General features: G+C 61.3%; 17 protein-coding genes. 8 read left to right on the plus strand and 9 right to left on the minus strand.

Features of this window, described 5'->3' with window-relative positions; genetic code table 11:
* Positions 1-61 precede the first annotated feature (61 nt).
* From HA052_RS09350 to HA052_RS09360, 3 genes are read left to right on the plus strand one after another with little or no spacing between them, the layout of a single operon-like run.
* Positions 62-1,489 carry a coniferyl aldehyde dehydrogenase gene (locus tag HA052_RS09350; protein ID WP_166451714.1) on the plus strand — a complete coding sequence of 476 codons (1,428 nt, stop codon included), beginning with the start codon at positions 62-64 and terminating at the stop codon, positions 1,487-1,489.
* A 1-nt stretch (position 1,490) separates the two neighbouring features.
* A complete protein-coding gene (locus HA052_RS09355) occupies positions 1,491-2,015 on the plus strand; it encodes a twin-arginine translocation signal domain-containing protein (protein ID WP_166451715.1) in 525 nt (174 codons plus the stop codon).
* Entirely contained in the window at positions 2,012-3,625 is a 1,614-nt protein-coding gene (locus HA052_RS09360; protein ID WP_166451716.1) for a GMC family oxidoreductase N-terminal domain-containing protein, read from the plus strand. The genes HA052_RS09355 and HA052_RS09360 overlap by 4 nt, the downstream gene beginning before the upstream one ends.
* Positions 3,626-3,694: 69 nt before the next feature.
* Here the strand turns inward: HA052_RS09360 and HA052_RS09365 are convergent, their stop codons facing one another.
* The gene (locus tag HA052_RS09365; protein WP_166451717.1) at positions 3,695-4,279 is read right to left on the minus strand and encodes a superoxide dismutase; all 585 of its coding nucleotides are present in this window, start codon (positions 4,277-4,279) and stop codon (positions 3,695-3,697) included.
* A gap of 546 nt (positions 4,280-4,825) precedes the next feature.
* Here HA052_RS09365 and HA052_RS09370 point away from each other — a divergent pair.
* A complete protein-coding gene (locus HA052_RS09370) occupies positions 4,826-5,761 on the plus strand; it encodes a LysR family transcriptional regulator (RefSeq protein ID WP_166451718.1) in 936 nt (311 codons plus the stop codon).
* 26 nt (positions 5,762-5,787) lie between these two features.
* On the opposite strand, the gene HA052_RS09375 is transcribed toward HA052_RS09370, so the two are convergent.
* From HA052_RS09375 to HA052_RS09385, 3 genes are all read right to left on the minus strand, one after another.
* Positions 5,788-6,093: a DUF485 domain-containing protein gene (locus tag HA052_RS09375; protein ID WP_166451719.1), complete on the minus strand. Its 306-nt coding sequence runs from the start codon at positions 6,091-6,093 to the stop codon at positions 5,788-5,790.
* Positions 6,094-6,107: 14 nt separating this feature from the next.
* Complete coding sequence (locus HA052_RS09380) at positions 6,108-7,757, minus strand: sodium:solute symporter family transporter (protein WP_166451720.1); 1,650 nt, start codon at positions 7,755-7,757, stop codon at positions 6,108-6,110.
* A gap of 243 nt (positions 7,758-8,000) precedes the next feature.
* Entirely contained in the window at positions 8,001-9,158 is a 1,158-nt protein-coding gene (locus HA052_RS09385; protein WP_166451721.1) for an amidohydrolase, read from the minus strand.
* Positions 9,159-9,418: 260 nt separating this feature from the next.
* Between HA052_RS09385 and HA052_RS09390 the strand changes: the two genes are divergently transcribed.
* A complete protein-coding gene (locus HA052_RS09390) occupies positions 9,419-10,591 on the plus strand; it encodes a BaiN/RdsA family NAD(P)/FAD-dependent oxidoreductase (RefSeq protein ID WP_166451722.1) in 1,173 nt (390 codons plus the stop codon).
* 145 nt (positions 10,592-10,736) lie between these two features.
* On the opposite strand, the gene HA052_RS09395 is transcribed toward HA052_RS09390, so the two are convergent.
* On the minus strand, positions 10,737-11,075 hold the full coding sequence (locus HA052_RS09395; protein ID WP_166451723.1) for a nuclear transport factor 2 family protein: 339 nt from the start codon (positions 11,073-11,075) through the stop codon (positions 10,737-10,739).
* Between the two features lie 156 nt (positions 11,076-11,231).
* Between HA052_RS09395 and dnaB the strand changes: the two genes are divergently transcribed.
* The 3 genes from dnaB (at position 11,232) to HA052_RS09410 (ending at position 13,730) form a co-directional block, all read left to right on the plus strand.
* On the plus strand, positions 11,232-12,641 hold the full coding sequence (dnaB, locus tag HA052_RS09400; protein ID WP_081547067.1) for a replicative DNA helicase: 1,410 nt from the start codon (positions 11,232-11,234) through the stop codon (positions 12,639-12,641).
* 172 nt (positions 12,642-12,813) lie between these two features.
* On the plus strand, positions 12,814-13,122 hold the full coding sequence (locus HA052_RS09405; RefSeq protein ID WP_043590538.1) for a (2Fe-2S) ferredoxin domain-containing protein: 309 nt from the start codon (positions 12,814-12,816) through the stop codon (positions 13,120-13,122).
* Positions 13,122-13,730 (plus strand): alpha/beta hydrolase, encoded by a 609-nt coding sequence (locus HA052_RS09410; protein WP_166451724.1) that lies wholly within the window; start codon positions 13,122-13,124, stop codon positions 13,728-13,730. The genes HA052_RS09405 and HA052_RS09410 overlap by 1 nt, the downstream gene beginning before the upstream one ends.
* A 60-nt stretch (positions 13,731-13,790) precedes the next feature.
* Here the strand turns inward: HA052_RS09410 and rnk are convergent, their stop codons facing one another.
* The 4 genes from rnk to dbpA form a co-directional block, all read right to left on the minus strand.
* The gene (gene rnk / locus HA052_RS09415) at positions 13,791-14,195 is read right to left on the minus strand and encodes a nucleoside diphosphate kinase regulator (RefSeq protein WP_166451725.1); all 405 of its coding nucleotides are present in this window, start codon (positions 14,193-14,195) and stop codon (positions 13,791-13,793) included.
* Between the two features lie 167 nt (positions 14,196-14,362).
* Positions 14,363-15,220: a flagellin N-terminal helical domain-containing protein gene (locus tag HA052_RS09420; RefSeq protein ID WP_166451726.1), complete on the minus strand. Its 858-nt coding sequence runs from the start codon at positions 15,218-15,220 to the stop codon at positions 14,363-14,365.
* 156 nt (positions 15,221-15,376) lie between these two features.
* A complete protein-coding gene (gene map / locus HA052_RS09425) occupies positions 15,377-16,204 on the minus strand; it encodes a type I methionyl aminopeptidase (RefSeq protein WP_346774551.1) in 828 nt (275 codons plus the stop codon).
* 66 nt (positions 16,205-16,270) lie between these two features.
* The gene (gene dbpA / locus HA052_RS09430) at positions 16,271-17,650 is read right to left on the minus strand and encodes an ATP-dependent RNA helicase DbpA (protein ID WP_166451727.1); all 1,380 of its coding nucleotides are present in this window, start codon (positions 17,648-17,650) and stop codon (positions 16,271-16,273) included.
* Positions 17,651-17,676 lie beyond the last annotated feature (26 nt).

A 17,676-nucleotide genomic window follows, 5' to 3' on the forward strand; every position in this document is an offset into this window, starting at 1 on the left:
CTTGTTTTAGAGCTGTGGCTCTAAACAATCGTTCGGATACTGCTATCCTAAGGATAATACAATGAATGCCGCCGCCATGCCCATTTGCCGGGATGATCTTCTGCAAGCGGAGTTTTCCCGCTTGCACCGCCTTAGCCGGGCCTCAGCGTTTCCGCCGCTGGGGCTGCGCCAGGATTGGCTTAAACGCCTGGAGAGCATGTTGCAGGACAATCGTCAGGCTTTCGTCGACGCGATCAGTCAAGACTTCGGCCATCGCAGCGCGGTGGAAACCCGGTTGGCCGAGTTGTTCCCCTCGCTGGAGGCCATACGTTACGCGCGCCGGCGGCTGCGTCGCTGGATGCGGCCGGAGCGGCGCGGAGTGTCGCTGTGGTTCCAACCGGCCGGCAATTGCGTGATGCCGCAGCCCTTGGGCGTTATCGGCGTGGTGGTGCCGTGGAACTATCCCTTGTTCCTGGCGCTGGGGCCGGTGGTGTCCGCGCTGGCGGCGGGCAACCGGGTCATGGTGAAGATGTCGGAATACACGCCGGCTACCGGCGCGCTGCTGCAGCGTCTGACCGAGCGCTACCTGGGGCCCGACGTGATGGCCGTGGTCAACGGAGACGCCGAACTGGCGCAGGATTTCACCAGGCTGCCTTTCGACCATTTGTTCTTCACCGGTTCGACTTCGGTGGGCCGTCATGTGATGCGCGCGGCGGCGGAGAACCTGACGCCGGTGACGCTGGAGTTGGGCGGAAAATCGCCGGTAATCGTCGCTCGGGGCGTTGATTTGCGCCATGCGGCGGAGGCCATCGTCGCCGGCAAGATGTTGAACGCCGGCCAAACCTGTGTGGCGCCGGACTATGTGCTGGTCAACGACAAGGACCGAGAGGCCTTGCTGGAAGAGTTGCGGCGCGCGGCGCGCCGGGCGTATCCAAGTTTGGCGGACAATCCCGATTACAGCGCCATCATCAACGAGCGCCATTGCCAGCGTCTGCTGCAATGGCTGGAAGAGGCGCGCGCGGCCGGCGCCGAGGTGGAACAGATCAACCCGGCGGCGGAGGACTGGCGGCCCAGCCGTAAATTTCCGCTAACCCTGGTGCAGGGCTGCCCGGAGGACGCGACTTTGTTGCGGGAGGAGATTTTCGGGCCGATTCTGCCGGTGCTGAGCTACGACAAATTCGACGAGGCGCTGGCCTACGTCAACGCGCGGCCGCGGCCACTGGCCTTGTATCTGTTCGACAGGGATACGCTGCGCATCGAGAAAACCTTGCGCGAAACCGTGTCGGGCGGGGTGGCGATCAACGACATCGCCCTGCAGGTGGTGCAGGAGGACTTGCCTTTCGGCGGCGTGGGTCCGTCCGGCATGGGGCATTGCCACGCCAAGGAGGGTTTCATGGCGTTTTCCAAGCTCAAGCCGGTGTTCCGGCAAAGCCGCTGGGCCGGCACCGCCTTGACGCGCGCGCCTTACGGGGCCGGCGTGGAGAGGTTGTTGAAATGGATGTTGCGCTGAGATGCTGAGCCGTCGTCAGTTGCTCAAAACCGGCCTGGGCGGCGCCGCGGCCTTGGCGCTGGCCACCTTGTTGGCCTCGCCGCAGCCGGAGGGTCCGGCGGAGGACTGGGCCGCGCCTTTGAAATTACGCGCCTTGACGCCGCGGGACGCCCAGTTGTTGGCGGCGATTGCCCCGGCCGTCTTGGGCCCGGGCATCGCGCCGCCAGAGGACGTGGTGCGTGGCGTGGATCGTGCGGTAGCCGGCTTGCCGCCTGCCATGCGGGCCGAGCTGCGTCAGTTGCTGGATCTGCTCGGCAACCCTTGGGGGCGACGCTGGATCGCCGGCGTGGCTACGCCGTGGAGGCTAGCGTCGGCCGAGGACGTCGCCGCCTTTCTGCAGCGCTGGCGAGGCAGCGCGTTTCCCCTGTTGCGCAGTGGCTACCAGGCCTTGCACCAATTGTTGAACGCGGCCTGGTACGGCAATCCGGCTAGCTGGCCGGCGCTGGGCTATCGTCAGCCGGCGGCGGTGATGGAGATGCTGCCGTGAGCCGCGCGACGATACCCGATCCGGTGGCGGCCGGCGTCGCCGCGGGCTGGAAGACGCTGGACGGCGCGACCTTGCCCGATCTGGAGTTGCGGGCGGACGTGGTGATTGTCGGCAGCGGGGCCGGCGGGGGCATGGCGGCGGAGCAATTGGCCGCGGCTGGGCTGGATGTATTGCTGCTGGAAGAAGGCGGTTTATACAGCTCGCGAGATTTCCGCTTGTTGGAAGCCAAGGCCTATCCTGAGCTGTATCAGGAGTCCGCCTGTCGCAAAACGGCGGACAAGGGGATTTCCATCTTGCAGGGGAAGGCCGTTGGGGGGAGTACCGTGGTGAACTGGACCAGCTCCTTCCGCACGCCGCCGGACACCTTGAGCTGGTGGCGGGAGCGGCACCGCTTGGGCGGCGTCAGCGAGGAGGCGATGCGGCCGTGGTTCGAGCAGGCCGAGGCGAGGCTGGGCGTTGCCGACTGGCTGCCGGATCCGAATCCCAACAACGCGGCGCTTGCCCGTGGTTGCGAGGCCTTGGGCATTGCCCATAAGCGCATCCGCCGCAATGTTCGCGGTTGCTGGAATCTGGGCTATTGCGGCATGGGCTGCCCCACCAACGCCAAGCAGTCGATGCTAGTGACGACGATCCCGGCGGCTTTGGAGCACGGGGCCAGGCTGATCAGCCGCGCTCGGGTTGACCGCTTGCGCGCCAATGCAGGCAGGACTCGGCTGGAGGGGCTGGAAGGGCGCTTTCTGGCGGCGGACGGGGTGGGCGAAACCGGACGTCGTTTCAAGGTGACGGCGGCTCAGGTGGTGCTGGCCGCCGGCGCCATCGGTTCGCCGGCCATCCTGCTGCGCAGCGGCCTGATCGATCCGGGAGGGCATACCGGGGCGCGGACCTTTCTACACCCGGTGCTGCTGTCCGCGGCGCTTATGCCTGAGCCGGTAGAGCCGTTCAACGGGGCGCCGCAGACGGTGTACAGCGACTACTTCATGCATGAGCATGCTTTGGACGGCCCCTTGGGCTACAAGCTGGAAGTGCCGCCCATCCACCCCTTGCTGGCCAGCATCACTTTTCCCGGTTTCGGCGCGGCGCAATCGGCTTTGCTGCGTCGCTTGCCGCATTTGCACGCGACGCTGGCCTTGTTGCGGGACGGCTTCCACACGGAAAGCCGCGGCGGCCAGGTGCGCTTGCGAGGCGACGGCTCGCCGGAGCTGGACTATCCCTTGAACGAGGTGGTATGGGAGGGCGCGCGCCGCGCCTGGTTGAGCATGGCCGAGATCCAGTTCGCGGCCGGCGCGCGACAGGTGCTGACGGTGCACGAGCAGGCCGGCCTGGCCCGCAGTTGGAGCGAGGCTCGGACAATGATAGCGGGGCTGGCGCTCAAGCCCTTGCTGGCCAAGGTGGTCAGCGCTCATGTGATGGGCGGGCTGGCGATGTCGGGAGACGCCGAGTCCGGGGTAGTGGACGAGTGGGGGAGGCATTGGCAGCTGGGCAATCTGACCGTGGTGGACGGCTCGGTGTTTCCCAGCAGCGTCGGCGCTAATCCGCAGCTGTCCGTCTACGCTTTCGCGCTGCGTTCAGTGGCGGCGCTATTGCAACGCATGCGGGGGGCGGGGGGCTGAGAAGCGGAGAGGCAAGAAAAAAGGGACCGCGAGGTCCCTTTTTGCACGACGCTGCCAGGCAGCGGCGAATCAGGCGAAGTTCTTGGCGACGAAGTCCCAGTTCACCAGCTTCCAGAAGCTGTCCATATAGTTCGGGCGGCTGTTGCGGTAATCGATATAATACGCGTGCTCCCACACATCACAGGTCAGCAGCGGCTTTTTGTCGGTGGTCAGCGGGGTGGCGGCGTTGCTGGTGGATACCAGGTCCAGCGAGCCGTCGGTGTTCTTCACCAGCCAGGCCCAGCCGGAGCCGAAGGTGCCGATGGCGGTTTGGGTGAAGGCTTTCTTGAAGTCGTCGTAGGAACCCCATTTGGCGTTGATGGCGTCGGCCAGCGCGCCTGCGGGCTTGCGCTCTTCGCCGGCGTTGGGGGCGAAGCCCAGCCAGTAGAAGGTGTGGTTCCATACTTGGGCCGCGTTGTTGAAAATGCCGCCGGAGGATTTCTTCACGATCTCTTCCAGGGAGGCGTTTTCAAACTCGGTGCCCTTGATCAGGTTGTTCAGGTTGGTGATGTAGGTCTGATGATGCTTGCCGTAGTGGAATTCCAGGGTTTCCTTGGAAATGTGCGGGGCAAGCGCGTCCAGCGCGTACGGCAGTTCCGGCAGTTTGTGTTCCATTATGCTCTCCTTGTTGAGAAAGTAAGCCGCATAAGCGGATGCTTTAGCCGCAAGTTTACTGGATTAAGCCGTTGGTCGCCAATAGTTGACTAAAAAAGTACAGTTTGGCAACTGGCCGGAGAATCTCGATTTCTTTTCCATTTATGCCGCTGCTATATCTGGGCCTGGAGCATCGGAGTGCCATAAGAGCCCTTGTTCTTCCCCCTATGTTTGCCCGAATGTGGTGCGTTTCCAAAACCTTCATCTCCTGATAGCCGCTATCAAAACCTGCCACTTCCACAGTGGGGATCGTGGGGTTGTGGACGGCATCCGTCAGATGGTAGCGTGAAGCTAGTGATCACCCCTCCGGGGTACGGGCGGTGTGCCGCTACCTATCCTGCTCAGAACCTGTTTACGATCTGCAACGCGTCGTGGAGCCTTACACGGTGAGTACGTCTTCAAAATGCTCATGTACCGTATGTACACTCCGCTTTTTCAGCCGCAACGCCTTGTCGCGCCCTTGCTCGCGAGATCGTAAACAGCTTCTCATAACCAGCGAGGGTAAGAATGGATATCAGGAAATTACGCCATGCTCTGGGGCTGGTGGAGCACCTTTCATTCAGTCGCGCCAGCATTGAGGTCAATCTGAGCCAGCCCGCCTTGTCGCGTAGCATTCAGGCATTGGAAGCAGAGCTGGGCGTACCGTTGTTTGATCGAGTTTCCACGGGGGTCGAGTTGACTCCTTATGGCGAGGTGTTTGCTGAGCGGGCGCGGAGAATTCTTGCTGAAACCAATGAATTACACCGAGATATTGAGTTGGTGCGTCGTGGGGAGTCTGGTGAGATCTCGCTGGGTTTCGGGCCAACGGCGGCGGCGTTGCTGAAAGGGCCGTTATTAGCGCATTTTGCCTCGACAAGGCCGCAGCTGCGTTTGACGCTTAAGGGAGGCACTTATGAGGAGCTATTAAGGCTATTGCTGGATGAGCGCATTGATGTTTTTTTCGGTGATGCGGCGCTCCTGTCGTATCGCCATGATTTGCTGGTGGACTCCCTGCCTAGCTGGCCCAGCGCCTTTTTCTGTGCCAGCACTCATCCACTGGCGGCCAAGTCCTCGGTTCAGGCCAATGAAATGCTCGAATATCCATTAGGGTGCATCAAACTATCCGCCTGGGCTATGGCGGATTTGGAGGCCTATTTTGAACGCTCGATTGAGATGGCGATTTGTTTCCAGACCGACAATGCTCATGACCTTGAAACCATGGCCTTGAGAGGGCAGCAGGTCGTCTTTGGCAGCCGTCCTCTCTTTTGGCAATCACTCCAAGCTGGCCAATTGCGGGAAATCATCTTGAGCCCGCCCCTGCATCGCAGGGCGCGTTTCGGTTCGGTGAGTCTGGCCGGGAGGACGTTGGCGCCATCGGTGCAAAGCGCCAAAGTACTGGCTCATGATGTGTTTTCCGGTTATGCCGAGCAGTTGGCCGCCATGGAGCCGGACACCGCTAGGTGACCGACTTTAGGCGCAGAGGCTTTGGTTCAACGCTGGCCTGAACGCTGGAGGTCCAGCAGCAACGGGTCAATGCTGCGGTTGGCGCGCCAGGTATAGAAACCAGTTATGGCGACGCAGAACCAATACAGGCCGACTCCAGCAACGAGCCCGGTAGTCAGAGGGGAGGAGGCAAACAGTGGCAGGGTCAGCCAGTGTGGGGAAAATGCGATTGAGAGAATAAAAGCAAAGTAGACACCCAAAGTCAGTAAGGTCATACCCAGGCTTAGCCTGAGTCTTGTTTTCTTCAGGACCATCAACTGGGCGTGACTGATGGACATGGTTGAGGCGGGCATGAGTTTCTCCTGTTTTAATGAGCGCTGGGGTGGTGAATGCCGATGCCGGTGAGGGAACGGTAGTACTGGGCATCGAATCCGGCTCGTTCATCCTGGGCAGATGGGCTTCGGTCTGTGACGGAAGCGAGCCAGGCGGCGGCAAAGGCCATGGTCATGGAGAACAGTGCTGGGTTCGAGTAGGGAAAGATCGCGCTGTCATGCCCCAGTATCTCAACCCAGACAGTTGGGCCAAGGATTAACAGACCCACAGAGCTGATGAGTCCACTCAGGCAGGCGGCGATGACGCCGCGGGTCGTCAACCCTCTCCAGAAGATGGAGAGGAACAGCATGGGAAAATTGGTGCTGGCAGCAATAGCGAATACCAGTCCCGCCATGAAGCTGATGTTCAGATGCTGTACCAGTTGTGAGAGCAGCACGGAGAGCGCGATCAGAGTGATGCTGGCGATGCGGGAGATCCGGAGCTCGGTTGCCGAATCACGCTTTGGCTGCTGGAAAAGATGTGTATAGATATCATGGCCAACCGCCGAGGCGCCGGAGATTGTCAGGCCTGCAACCACGGCCAGAATAGTGGCAAAGGCTACGGCGGACATGATGCCGAGAAACCACTCGCCGCCAAAAAATGAGCCCAGATGCATGGCCGCCATATTGTTGCCGCCGATAAGAAGCTGGGTATCGGGCCGGATGAACTTGGGGTTCTGCATCACGAATATTGTTGCGCCGGCTCCAATTACGACCACCAGGGTATAAAAATAGGCGATGATGCAGGTGGCGTAGAAGGCTGATTTACGAGCGGCGGCGCCATTCTTTACGGTGAAGAATCGGATCAGAATATGGGGCAAACCCACCATGCCAAAGATGAGAGAGATGCCAAGGGAGATGGTATTGATCGGATCGGCAATCTGATTGCTGGGGGCGAGTACGGCCATGCCTTGTGGATGGGCCTGAATGACTCTGGCGAGTAAGCGATCAGCACTGAAACCAACGGTTCTTAGTACCATAAAACAGAGAAAGCTGCCGATTACCAGCAGCAGGGCCGCCTTGATGATTTGTACCCAGGTGGTGGCCAGCATACCGCCAAACAAGACATACAGCAGAACTAGGATTCCTACCGTGCTGACGGAGAGAAGGTAGGAGGTGCCAAACAGGAGTTCGATTAATTTTCCTGCCCCTACCATCTGAATCACCAGGTAGAACAGGACGATAAGCAGTGAGTTGACGGCAGTCAGTAAATGAATCGGGCGTTTTTTCAGGCGAAAAGCGACCACATCGGACAGCGTGAAGTGGCCGAGATTGCGCAGGGGTTCGGCAATCAGAAACAGGAGTATCGGCCAGCCGATTAAGGTTCCCACCCCGTAGATCAGGCTGTCATATCCATAGATCGCCTGCATGGCAACGGCTCCCAAAAAGGATGAAGCCGACATATAGTCTCCAGCCAGCGCAAAGCCGTTTTGCCAGGACGAGATACCGCCACCGGCGGTATAGAAGTCGGCGGCAGAACCATTGCTCTTGCTGGCCCAGCGGGTGACGCCGAGGGTGAGAGCCAGCAATAGAACAAAGGGGAGCAGTGTGTTCCATTGGATGGGCTCATTGCCGCCGGATGCCGCATTGGCGGTATTGGTCAGCAGCAGGCCGGTGCAGCAAAAGAGCAGCGGAAGGCGGGACATACTTACCTCCTGGCGATGGAGTGCTTGTGCTATAAGGTGTGGCTCTGTTCTTGCCGGATTCCGCAAGAGTAGGTAAGCCGCGACAGCAGCCGGTTCTTAGTAGCCGGTTTACGATCTGCTACGCCTTCTGAGACGTGGCTCGATGAGTGCACTTTCGAAATGCCCATGTACCTCTGGACATTTCGTTTTCTCAGCTGTTTTCGCCTTGTCTCGCTCGGACTTGCGAGATTGTGAACACGCCTCTTAGGCGCCGAGCCGGCGCTGCACGATTTGATCAAACATGGCCACCCCGATGGGAGCAACGTCGTCGTTGAAGTCATACTGTGGGTGGTGGCACATATGTCCCCCTTGTCCAAGCAGGAAATGGCAGCCAGGGCGTAGTTGAAGAAACTCAGCCACATCATCGCCCGCCATGATCGGGGTGATATCCTCAAGCAAATGCGCGGCGCCGACGACTGTCTGGGCTGCGGCTATGACATGCCGGGTAAGCTCCGGATCGTTGATGACCGGAGGGGTGCTGCCTGACAGGGCCAGTTCAATTTGACAGCGGTGGGTTAGCGCCACGCCGTCACAAATCTGCCGCATGCGCTGCAGGGCCTGTTGTTGAACCGGGCGGGACAGAGTGCGCAGCGTTCCTTCCAGCAGGGCGTGTTCAGGGATGACATTGGCGGTTGCGCCTGCCTGGAATCGACAAATACTGATAGCGGCGCTTTCCAAGGGGTCAACAGAGCGGCTGATGATAGTTTGGAGGGCGGAAACGAGAGTCGCGCCGACGACTATGGGATCAATGCTCAGATGCGGCGTGCCGCCGTGACTGCCCACACCGGTAATATGAATAGAGAAGAAATCAACTGAAGCAAGCTGGGCACCGGTTCGGACGCCGATACTGCCTGCCGGTATTGGGGGGTGGTTGTGCAGAACATAGATCTCATCGAAGGGAAAGCGTTGCAGCAGGCCATCTTTCAGCATGGATTGACTACCTTGCAGTATCTCCTCTGCGGGCTGGAAGATCAGGACGATCCGACCACGAAACCTGCGTTCCTGAGCCAGCAGACAGGCGGTGCCCAATAGAATGGCCGTATGGCCATCATGCCCGCAGCCATGAAAGACGCCAGGCAGACAGGAGCGGTGGGCCGTTTCCCCTGCTTCGGCGATGGGGAGGGCATCTATGTCGGCACGCAGGGCAATGGACGGCCCAGAACCCAGCGAGCCATGAATAATGCCGACGACCCCGGTCCGACCAATGCCCGTATGCGTCTCAATATCCCAGCCGCGTAGTTTGCGGGCGACAAATTCCGAGGTGTTGTGTTCCTGAAAAGCAATTTCTGGCTGGCGATGGAGCTGATGCCGCCAAGCTTGCATATCCGGGATCAGGGTTTGGATAGCTGGACGTATCGGCATGTCAATGAGTCCTTGTTAATGAGTGGCGAAGGGATCATTTACCTCTCTGGGCACTATACGGGATGGAAAATGCTTGAGGCCAATGCAAAGTTTGAGTTGAATCATGCGTGCTTTGCATTGTGCAGATGAATTAAACGCCATAATTTCATTATTTTTTATCGATAATAATGTGGAGAGATAAGGTTTGTTATTTTGTGCTTGGGAAAATATGCGCGGAATTATTTATACAGTAATGCGGAAATGGGAAAGGGTGGGCTTCATTGCAATATGATGTTATCGTCATCGGCGCCGGCGCCGCCGGCCTGATGTGCGCGGCCACGGCCGGCCAGCGCGGCCGCCGCGTATTATTGCTGGACCATGCGCGCAAGCTGGCGGAGAAGATTCGCATTTCAGGCGGCGGCCGCTGCAATTTCACTAATCTCCACGCCCGTTTCGACTGTTATCTGTCGGCCAATCCCCATTTTTGTCGCTCGGCGCTGGCGCAGTACACACCTCAGGATTTCATCGCCATGGTGGAGCGCCACGGCATTGGCTATCACGAGAAGAAGCTGGGCCAGTTGTTTTGCGACGACGGCAGCGAGCGCATCATCGCGATGCTGGACGAGGAGTGCCGGCTGGGCGGGGTGGATAGGCGGATGGAGACGCAGATTCTGAAAGTGAGCCGAGAAGCGGACGGTTTCGCGCTGGACACCGGCGCCGGCAGTTTCCGCGCGACCTCGCTGGTGGTGGCGACCGGCGGTTTGTCGATTCCGCAGATCGGCGCGACGCCATTCGGCTACCAGTTGGCCGAGCAGTTCGGCCTGGAACTGACGCCTCTGACGCCGGCCCTGGTGCCGCTGACCTTCCACGTGGAGGACGCGGAAGCGTTTGCGCCGCTAGCCGGCGTGTCCTTGGAGGTGGAGGCGAGCGCCGGCAAGGGCCGTTTCCGCGAGAACGTGTTGTTCACCCACAAGGGCGTGTCCGGCCCGGCCATCCTGCAAGCGTCGTCTTATTGGCAGCCCGGCATGACCCTGGAGCTGGATTTGCTACCGGACGCGGACGCGGCGGCTTGGCTGGAGCAAAAGGCCGGCAGCGAGCAGCTTATCGCCAACGCGCTGGCCGAGTTCGGCTGGCCCAAGCGCTTCGCCGAGGCCTGGCTGGAGCGCGAGGGCTGCAATAAGCGACTGAAGGATTTGTCGCCCAAGCAGCGTCAGCAGCTGGCCGAACGGCTGCACGGCTGGCGGGTCAAACCCAACGGCACTCAGGGCTATAAAAAGGCCGAGGTGACGCTGGGCGGGGTGTCGACCAAGGCCTTGTCGTCCAAGACCATGATGGCCAACGCCGTGCCCGGCCTGTTCTTCATCGGCGAAGTTGTGGACGTCACCGGCTGGCTGGGCGGCTACAATTTCCAGTGGGCCTGGTCGTCAGGCTATGTGGCCGGGATGCATTGCTGATCTTGGAGCCTGTTTATGATCTCGCGAGCAAGGGCGAGACAAGGCGAAAACGGCTGAAAAAGCGGAGTGTGCATACGGTACATGAGCATTTTGAAGATGTTTTCAACGCCGTATCGCCGACGCGTAGCAGATCGTAAACAGGTTCTTAGTCCGCCGCCAGGAACCACACGTTCTGGATCTTGCCGTCGATGATTTCATAGACGGCCGCCACTTCGAAGGGCTGCTCGGCCACGCCGCTGACGCGTTCGTGGTCGATTACCTTGTTGCCGAACTCGATGCGTTTGACCAGTTCGGCGTGCAGGTCCGGCAAGTTGAAGCGCTGGCCGGCGTAGAAATCTCTCAGGGCGGCTTTGCCGCGCAGGCTGGGCTCCGCGCCGGGCAGCCGGTACACCGTCACGTCGTCGGCGTAGACGGCGAGGAAGGGCTCCAGCTGGCGTTGGTTGTAAGCGTCGAGTTGTCTTTGGACGAGGGCGGCGGGCGTCATGGCGGCTCCTGTGGAATGAGCTTTCGATGCTGGGGCCGCGCGGGGCGCGTGTCAACGCATGCTCAGCGAGTGGCGGTTTCGGGTTAAAATCTGGTTTTGCCTGATCCAGGCTTGCTTTATTCGCGCGGCCAGGCCGCGCCATCACTCCGAGTCTACATGACTGAATCGTACGAAAATTTTGACAGCGAGATGGCGGCGATTCGCACGCCGCCTCATTCGATTGAAGCCGAACAATCGGTGCTGGGCGGCTTGTTGCTGGACAACAGCGCCTGGGACAAGATCGCCGACGTGGTGTCCGAGGCGGACTTTTACCGCCATGACCACCGACTGATCTACAAGCATGTGGCCAGGCTGGTGGAGCTGGCGCGACCCGCCGACGTGGTTACCGTTTCCGAGAGCCTGGACAAGAACGGCGAGCTGGGTAATGTCGGCGGCTTGTCCTACCTGGCCACGCTGGCGCAGAACACGCCGTCCGCCGCCAATATCCGCCGCTACGCGGAGATCGTGCGCGAGCGCTCCATCATGCGCCAGCTGGCGCTGGTGGGCACCGAGATTGTCGAAGCCGCTTATGCGCCGATGGGGCGCGACGCCTCGCAACTGCTGGACGAGGCCGAGGGCAAAGTGTTCCAGATCGCCGAATCCACCGCCAAATCCAAGCAGGGCTTCCTGGAAATGCCGGGCCTGCTGAAGGAGGTGGTGGAGCGCATCGACATGCTCTACAGCCGAGAGAACCCGGACGAGGTCACTGGCGTGCCCACCGGCTTCATCGATCTGGACGCCAAGACCTCGGGCCTGCAAGCGGGCGATCTGATCATCGTCGCCGGCCGGCCGTCCATGGGCAAGACCGCGTTCTCGATGAATATCGCCGAGCACGTGGCGGTGGAGCAGCATCTGCCGGTGGCGGTGTTTTCCATGGAGATGGGCGGCACGCAGCTGGTGATGCGTATGCTGGGTTCGGTGGGGCGGCTGGATCAGCACACGCTGCGCACCGGCAAGCTGGGCGACGACGACTGGCAGAAGCTGACCTATGCGATAGGCAAGCTGTCCGAGGCGCCGATGTACATCGACGAAACCGCGGCGCTGACCGCGCTGGAAGTGCGCGCCCGCGCGCGCCGGCTGGCGCGCCAGCACGGCGGCAAGCTGGGTCTGATCGTGATCGATTACTTGCAGCTGATGTCGGGTTCGGGCCGCGGCGACAACCGCACCGCCGAGCTGGGCGAGATTTCGCGCGGCCTGAAAGGGCTGGCCAAGGAGTTGCAGGTGCCGGTGATCGCGCTGTCCCAGCTGTCGCGGGCGGTGGAGCAGCGTCCCAACAAGCGGCCGATGATGTCGGACTTGCGGGAATCCGGCGCCATCGAGCAGGATGCCGACTTGATCGTCTTCATGTACCGGGAAGAGTATTACAACCCGGAGAACCAGGAAGTGAAGGGCTTGGCGGAGGCCATCATCGGCAAGCACCGTAACGGTCCCACCGGCGCGGTTCGGCTGGCCTTCGTCGGCAAGTACGCCAAGTTCGACAACGCCGCCACGCTGGGCGTCAGCGGTTGGGCGGACAGCGACTCCTAAGAACCTGTTTACGATCTGCTGCGCGTCGGCGATACGGCGTTGAAAATGGTTTCGAAATGCTCATGTACCGTCTGTACACTCTGCTTTCTCAACCGTTTTCGCCTTGTCTCGCCCTAGCTCGCGAGATCGTAAACACGTTCTAAGATGGTTCTGTGAGCATACGAGGCATTCCATGAGCTTTTTCGACAAGCATGTATTCATCTGCTGTAATCAGCGCGCCGGCTGCGAGGATTGCTGCAACAATCACGGTTCCAGCGAGCTGCTGGGCTATATGAAGGACAAGGTCAAGGCGCTGGGCCTGGCCGGCGAGGGCAAGATCCGCGTCAACAAGGCGGGCTGTCTTGGGCGCTGCGACGACGGTCCGGTGATGGTGGTGTACCCGGAGGAGACCTGGTACACCTTCGTGGATAAGGAAGATATCGACGAAATCGTCGCCGAGCACATGGTGGGCGGGCGCGTGGTGGAAAGGTTGAAGATCTGATGTTGAAGGCAATGAACAAGCAAGTGGTGGCCGGTCCGGCCGGCGGCTTGGAAACCATCGTTGTGTCGGCGCAGGGCGAGGCGCGCGGCATCGCGGTGATCTGCCATCCCAACCCGCTGCAGGGCGGCAGCAATACCAACAAGGTGGTGCAGACCGCGGCCAAGGCCTTGTCGCAGCTGGGCTATGTCTGCTACTGCCCGAATCTGCGCGGCGTGGGCGACAGCGAGGGACAGCACGATTACGGCATCGGCGAGGTGGAGGACGTGATCGCCGTGGTGGAACACGCGCGCCGCGAGCAGGGCGATCTGCCGCTGGCGTTGGCCGGTTTTTCCTTTGGCGGCTTCGTCGCCGCGCGCACCCGCGCGCGCATAGCGTCGGATAAATTGCTGCTGATGGGCGTGGCGGTGGGCAAGTACGAGACCCCTACGCCGGAAGTGCCGGCCAACACGCTGCTGATTCACGGCGAGGAGGATGAGGTGATTCCGCTGTCCGCGGTGATGGATTGGGCCCGACCGCAAGGCTTGCCGGTAGTGGTGTTTCCCGGCGCAGGCCATTTCTTCCATGGCCGGCTGGTGCAGCTGGCGCAGACGATTCAACGCTGCTGGTAAGGCGTCTTCAGGCTCCGGCGCAAAAAAACCGGTCATCCATGCGATGGCCGGTTTTTTTTATCAGCGGTGCAGTTCGCCCGCGGCTTCTGGCTGGAACGTGATCTCCAGCACCTTCAGGCGGATGCTGCCGGCCGGGGTTGGCCAGTCAATGCTTTGGCCGACGGACAGGCCCAGCAAGGCGGCGCCGATGGGCGCCAGCACCGAGATCTTGCCCTGTTCGCTGTCCGCTTCGCGGGGGTAGACCAGGGTCAGGGTTTTTTCCTGGGCGTTGTCGAGCTGGACCCGCGCGCAGCTGTTCATGGTGATGATGCCGGCGGGCATGGCGGAGGGCTCCACCACATCGGCGCGCTCCAGCTCGGCTTCCAGCGCGGCCGCGGTGGGGTGGCCGCTCTCGCAATCCTCCAGCAGCGCGGCGAGGCGCTCATAGTCCAAAGAGGACACCGTGATGGCCGGGCTTGTCGACATATGCAACTCCTTCAGATAGACAAAGGGCACCGCAGGGTGCCCGATGATTTATTGCGCGAAAAGCGTGTGTGCCAATGATATCGCTTGTAACCGCGTGTAACAAGGCTTGGCGGCTCAATCGCCAGGAATACTGGGCTTTGGGCCGGGCTTGTAGTATGGCCTGGCGTTCAGCCTAGCAGCGACAGCGCCGCGCGGGGGCCGACATTGGCCTGAGCCTGGGCGGCGAGGCCGGTTTGCCCCAGGATCTGTTTGGCCGCCAGCTGCGCCGTCGCGGCGGCGAAGTCGGTGTCGCTGATGCGGCTATTGGCGGCGGCGGTGTTGAGCGAGGCGGTTTGCAGGTTGTTGATGCTGGCTTCGAAGCGGTTGCTGATCGAGCCCAGGGTGCTGCGAGTGTTGGCCAGGGTGTTCAGATCGGTGTTGGTGCTTTGCTGCGCGGCCAGCGCGCCGGCCTGGGTGCTGATGTCTATGGTGCCGGTGGCGTTCAGATTGGCGTTGTAGCTGTTCAAGCCGCCGCTGGTCGGCGCGGCGGCCAAATTGACGCCGGATATGTTCACTTGGTTGTCCGCGCTGCCGTTGGGGCCCACCTGAAAGGTGGTGGTGGCGTTGCTGTTCAGCAAGGGGGTGCCGTTGAATTCGGTGCTTTGCACAATGGCGGAATTGGCCTGGGTCAACTGGTCCACTTGCTGCTGCAGCGCCTGACGGTTGCTGGCGCTGAGCGCGCCGTTGCCGGCTTGAATCGCCAGTTCCTGGATTTGTTGGGTGTTGCTTTGTAGCTGGTTGAGGGCGCCGTCGGCGGTCTGGGCCAGCGAGATGCCGTCGTTGGCGTTGTTGATCGCCTGATTGTTGCCGTTGATCTGGGCCAGCAGCGCTTCGGAGATGGCGGCGTTGGCCGGGTTGTTGGCGGCGTTGTCGGTGGTTTTGCCGGCCGAGAGTTGGGCCAGCAGCTTGTCTTTGGCTTTCTGGGTCTGGTTCAGCTGGTTCTGCCCCTGAAGCGCGCTCAGATTGCTATTGATGGTCAGTGCCATGGCCGGCTCCCGCTGGATGTGGTTTCACTTCTTCAGTGTAAGAAAGCGCGCGGGGCAGGGCAAGCCGGGTTTTGGGTAAAGTCGCGCCGCGTCTGATGGCGCGGGCATGGGCATGAAAAAGCCCGGCGGCGCCGGGCTGATGATTGAGCATTCGTTTTATTTGCCGGGCTTGGGCGGCGTGCCGGCGGACTGGGTCAGGATTTCGTAGCCGCTGTCGGTGACCAGCACGGTGTGCTCCCATTGCGCGGACAGGCTGCGGTCCTTGGTGACCACGGTCCAGCCGTCGCCCAGCATGCGCAGGTGGCGCTTGCCCTGGTTGATCATCGGCTCGATGGTGAAGATCATGCCGGCCTGCAACTCCAGCCCGGTGCCGGGGCGGCCGTAGTGCAGCACTTGCGGCTCTTCGTGGAATTTTGTGCCGATGCCGTGGCCGCAGAATTCCTGCACCACGCTGTAACCGGAGTTTTCCGCGTGCTGCTGGACGGCGTAGCCGATGTCGCCCAGCGTGGCGCCCGGCTTGACCTTGTCTATGCCGCGCCACATGCATTCGTAGGTCACGCGGGACAGGCGGCGGGCGTGTTCGCTGACGTTGCCGACGTGGTACATGCGGCTGGTGTCGCCGTGGTAGCCGTCCTTGATCACGGTGACGTCCAGATTCATGATGTCGCCGCTTTTCAGGGGCTTGTCGTTCGGGATGCCGTGGCAAATCACGTGGTTGACCGAGGTGCATACCGATTTGGGATACGGATTGTGACCGTCCGGCGCGTAGTTCAGCGGCGCCGGGATCGCGCCCTGCTCATTGACGATGTAGTCGTGGCAGAGCTTGTCGATGGCCTCGGTGGTGACGCCGGGCTTGATGAAGGGGGTGATGTAGTCGAGGACTTCCGACGCCAGGCGGCCGGCGATCCGCATCTTTTCGATGTCTTGGGCGGTTTTTAGTTGGATGCTCATGGGGTTCTGGTGATGTGCGTGTCTGCGGCTAATGAGACGTATTCTAGCAAAAACGCCCCCGGCTCGGCAGTGCTTGTCGGGCTGGGGGCGCGTTGGCGTTCAAATCAGGCGCATCTTGAACTGCTTGCCCTTGATCTTGCAGGCGGACAGACGCTCCAGCGCTTGCTCGGCGATGGCGCGGTCCAGCGCCACGAAGCTGGCGAATTCGAAGATGTTGATCTTGCCGATCTGGGCGCCGGTAAAGCCGGCGTCGCCGGTCAGCGCGCCGAGGATGTCGCCGGGGCGCAGCTTTTCACGCTTGCCGCCGGCGATTTCCAGCGTGACCATGGGCGGCAGGAGTTGGCCGCCGGGAGCCGGGGTCAGCTGGTCCAGCTTGGCCCAGGTCAGCGGCGCCTGCTGATAGCTTTCAATCAGCGCCAGCCGCTTGTCGTCGTTGTCGGCGGCCAGGGTCAGCGCCAGGCCCATCGCCTCGCCGCGGCCGGTGCGGCCGATGCGGTGGATGTGGATTTCCGGATCATGAGTGACGTCGACGTTGATCACCAGATCCAGTTCCTTGATGTCCAGGCCCCGCGCGGCGACGTCGGTGGCCACCAGCACGGTGGCGCTCTTGTTGGCGAAGCGCAGCAGGATCTGGTCGCGCTCGCGTTGCTCAAGGTCGCCGTACAGCGCCAGCGCGTTGAAGCCGCGGGCCTGCAGGTCGCGCACCAGCTCCTTGCAGCGTTCCTTGGTGTTGCAGAAGGCCAGCGCGGAAGTCGGGCGCAGGTGTCGCAGAATCGTGGTGACGGTTTCCAGCCGCTGTTCCGGCTTGATTTTGTAGAACCATTGTTCGATGCGCCCGCTGTCGTGCAGCGATTCCACCTGGATTTCCTGCGGGCGGCGCATGAATTGAGCACTGATCTTGCGGATGTCTTCCGGGTAGGTGGCGGAGAACATCAAGGTTTGGCGCTGGCGCGGGCAGGCGCGCACGATGCCGACGATTTCCTCGATGAAGCCCATATCCACCATGCGGTCGGCCTCGTCCAGCACCAGAGTGCCGACGCCGGACAGATTCAGCGAGCCGCGGAACAAGTGGTCCTGCAACCGGCCCGGGGTGCCCACCACGATGTGGGCGCCGTGCTCCAGCGAGCCGATCTGCGGTCCCATGGGGCTGCCGCCGGTCAGGGTCACCACTTTGATATTGTCTATGCTGCGCGCCAGCCGGCGGATTTCCTGCGCCACTTGGTCGGCCAGTTCGCGAGTGGGGCAGAGCACCAGAGCCTGAACGCCGAACCAGCGCGGATTCAGCCGCGCGAGGATGCCCAAGCCGAAAGCCGCCGTCTTGCCGCTGCCGGTCTTGGCCTGGGCGATCAGGTCTTGGCCGTCCAGGATCGCCGGCAGGCTGGCGGCCTGGATGGCGGTCATGCTGTGGTAACCCAGGCTATCCAGATTGGACAATAGGGCGGCGGGCAGGGGCAGAACGGAGAAAGCGGCTTTTTTCACAATGACTTGGCGTATTACGGTATCGG

The organism is Chromobacterium fluminis (assembly GCF_011602385.1).
GTDB lineage: Bacteria > Pseudomonadota > Gammaproteobacteria > Burkholderiales > Chromobacteriaceae > Chromobacterium > Chromobacterium fluminis.

Coding starts and splice junctions, on each gene's coding strand:
- HA052_RS09350 (WP_166451714.1), top strand. CDS start 62: ATGAATGCCGCCGCCATGCCCATTTGCCGGGATGATCTTCTGCAAGCG.
- HA052_RS09355 (WP_166451715.1), top strand. CDS start 1,491: ATGCTGAGCCGTCGTCAGTTGCTCAAAACCGGCCTGGGCGGCGCCGCG.
- HA052_RS09365 (WP_166451717.1), bottom strand. CDS start 4,279: ATGGAACACAAACTGCCGGAACTGCCGTACGCGCTGGACGCGCTTGCC.
- HA052_RS09370 (WP_166451718.1), top strand. CDS start 4,826: ATGGATATCAGGAAATTACGCCATGCTCTGGGGCTGGTGGAGCACCTT.
- HA052_RS09375 (WP_166451719.1), bottom strand. CDS start 6,093: ATGCCCGCCTCAACCATGTCCATCAGTCACGCCCAGTTGATGGTCCTG.
- HA052_RS09380 (WP_166451720.1), bottom strand. CDS start 7,757: ATGTCCCGCCTTCCGCTGCTCTTTTGCTGCACCGGCCTGCTGCTGACC.
- HA052_RS09385 (WP_166451721.1), bottom strand. CDS start 9,158: ATGCCGATACGTCCAGCTATCCAAACCCTGATCCCGGATATGCAAGCT.
- HA052_RS09395 (WP_166451723.1), bottom strand. CDS start 11,075: ATGACGCCCGCCGCCCTCGTCCAAAGACAACTCGACGCTTACAACCAA.
- dnaB (WP_081547067.1), top strand. CDS start 11,232: ATGACTGAATCGTACGAAAATTTTGACAGCGAGATGGCGGCGATTCGC.
- HA052_RS09405 (WP_043590538.1), top strand. CDS start 12,814: ATGAGCTTTTTCGACAAGCATGTATTCATCTGCTGTAATCAGCGCGCC.
- HA052_RS09410 (WP_166451724.1), top strand. CDS start 13,122: ATGTTGAAGGCAATGAACAAGCAAGTGGTGGCCGGTCCGGCCGGCGGC.
- rnk (WP_166451725.1), bottom strand. CDS start 14,195: ATGTCGACAAGCCCGGCCATCACGGTGTCCTCTTTGGACTATGAGCGC.
- HA052_RS09420 (WP_166451726.1), bottom strand. CDS start 15,220: ATGGCACTGACCATCAATAGCAATCTGAGCGCGCTTCAGGGGCAGAAC.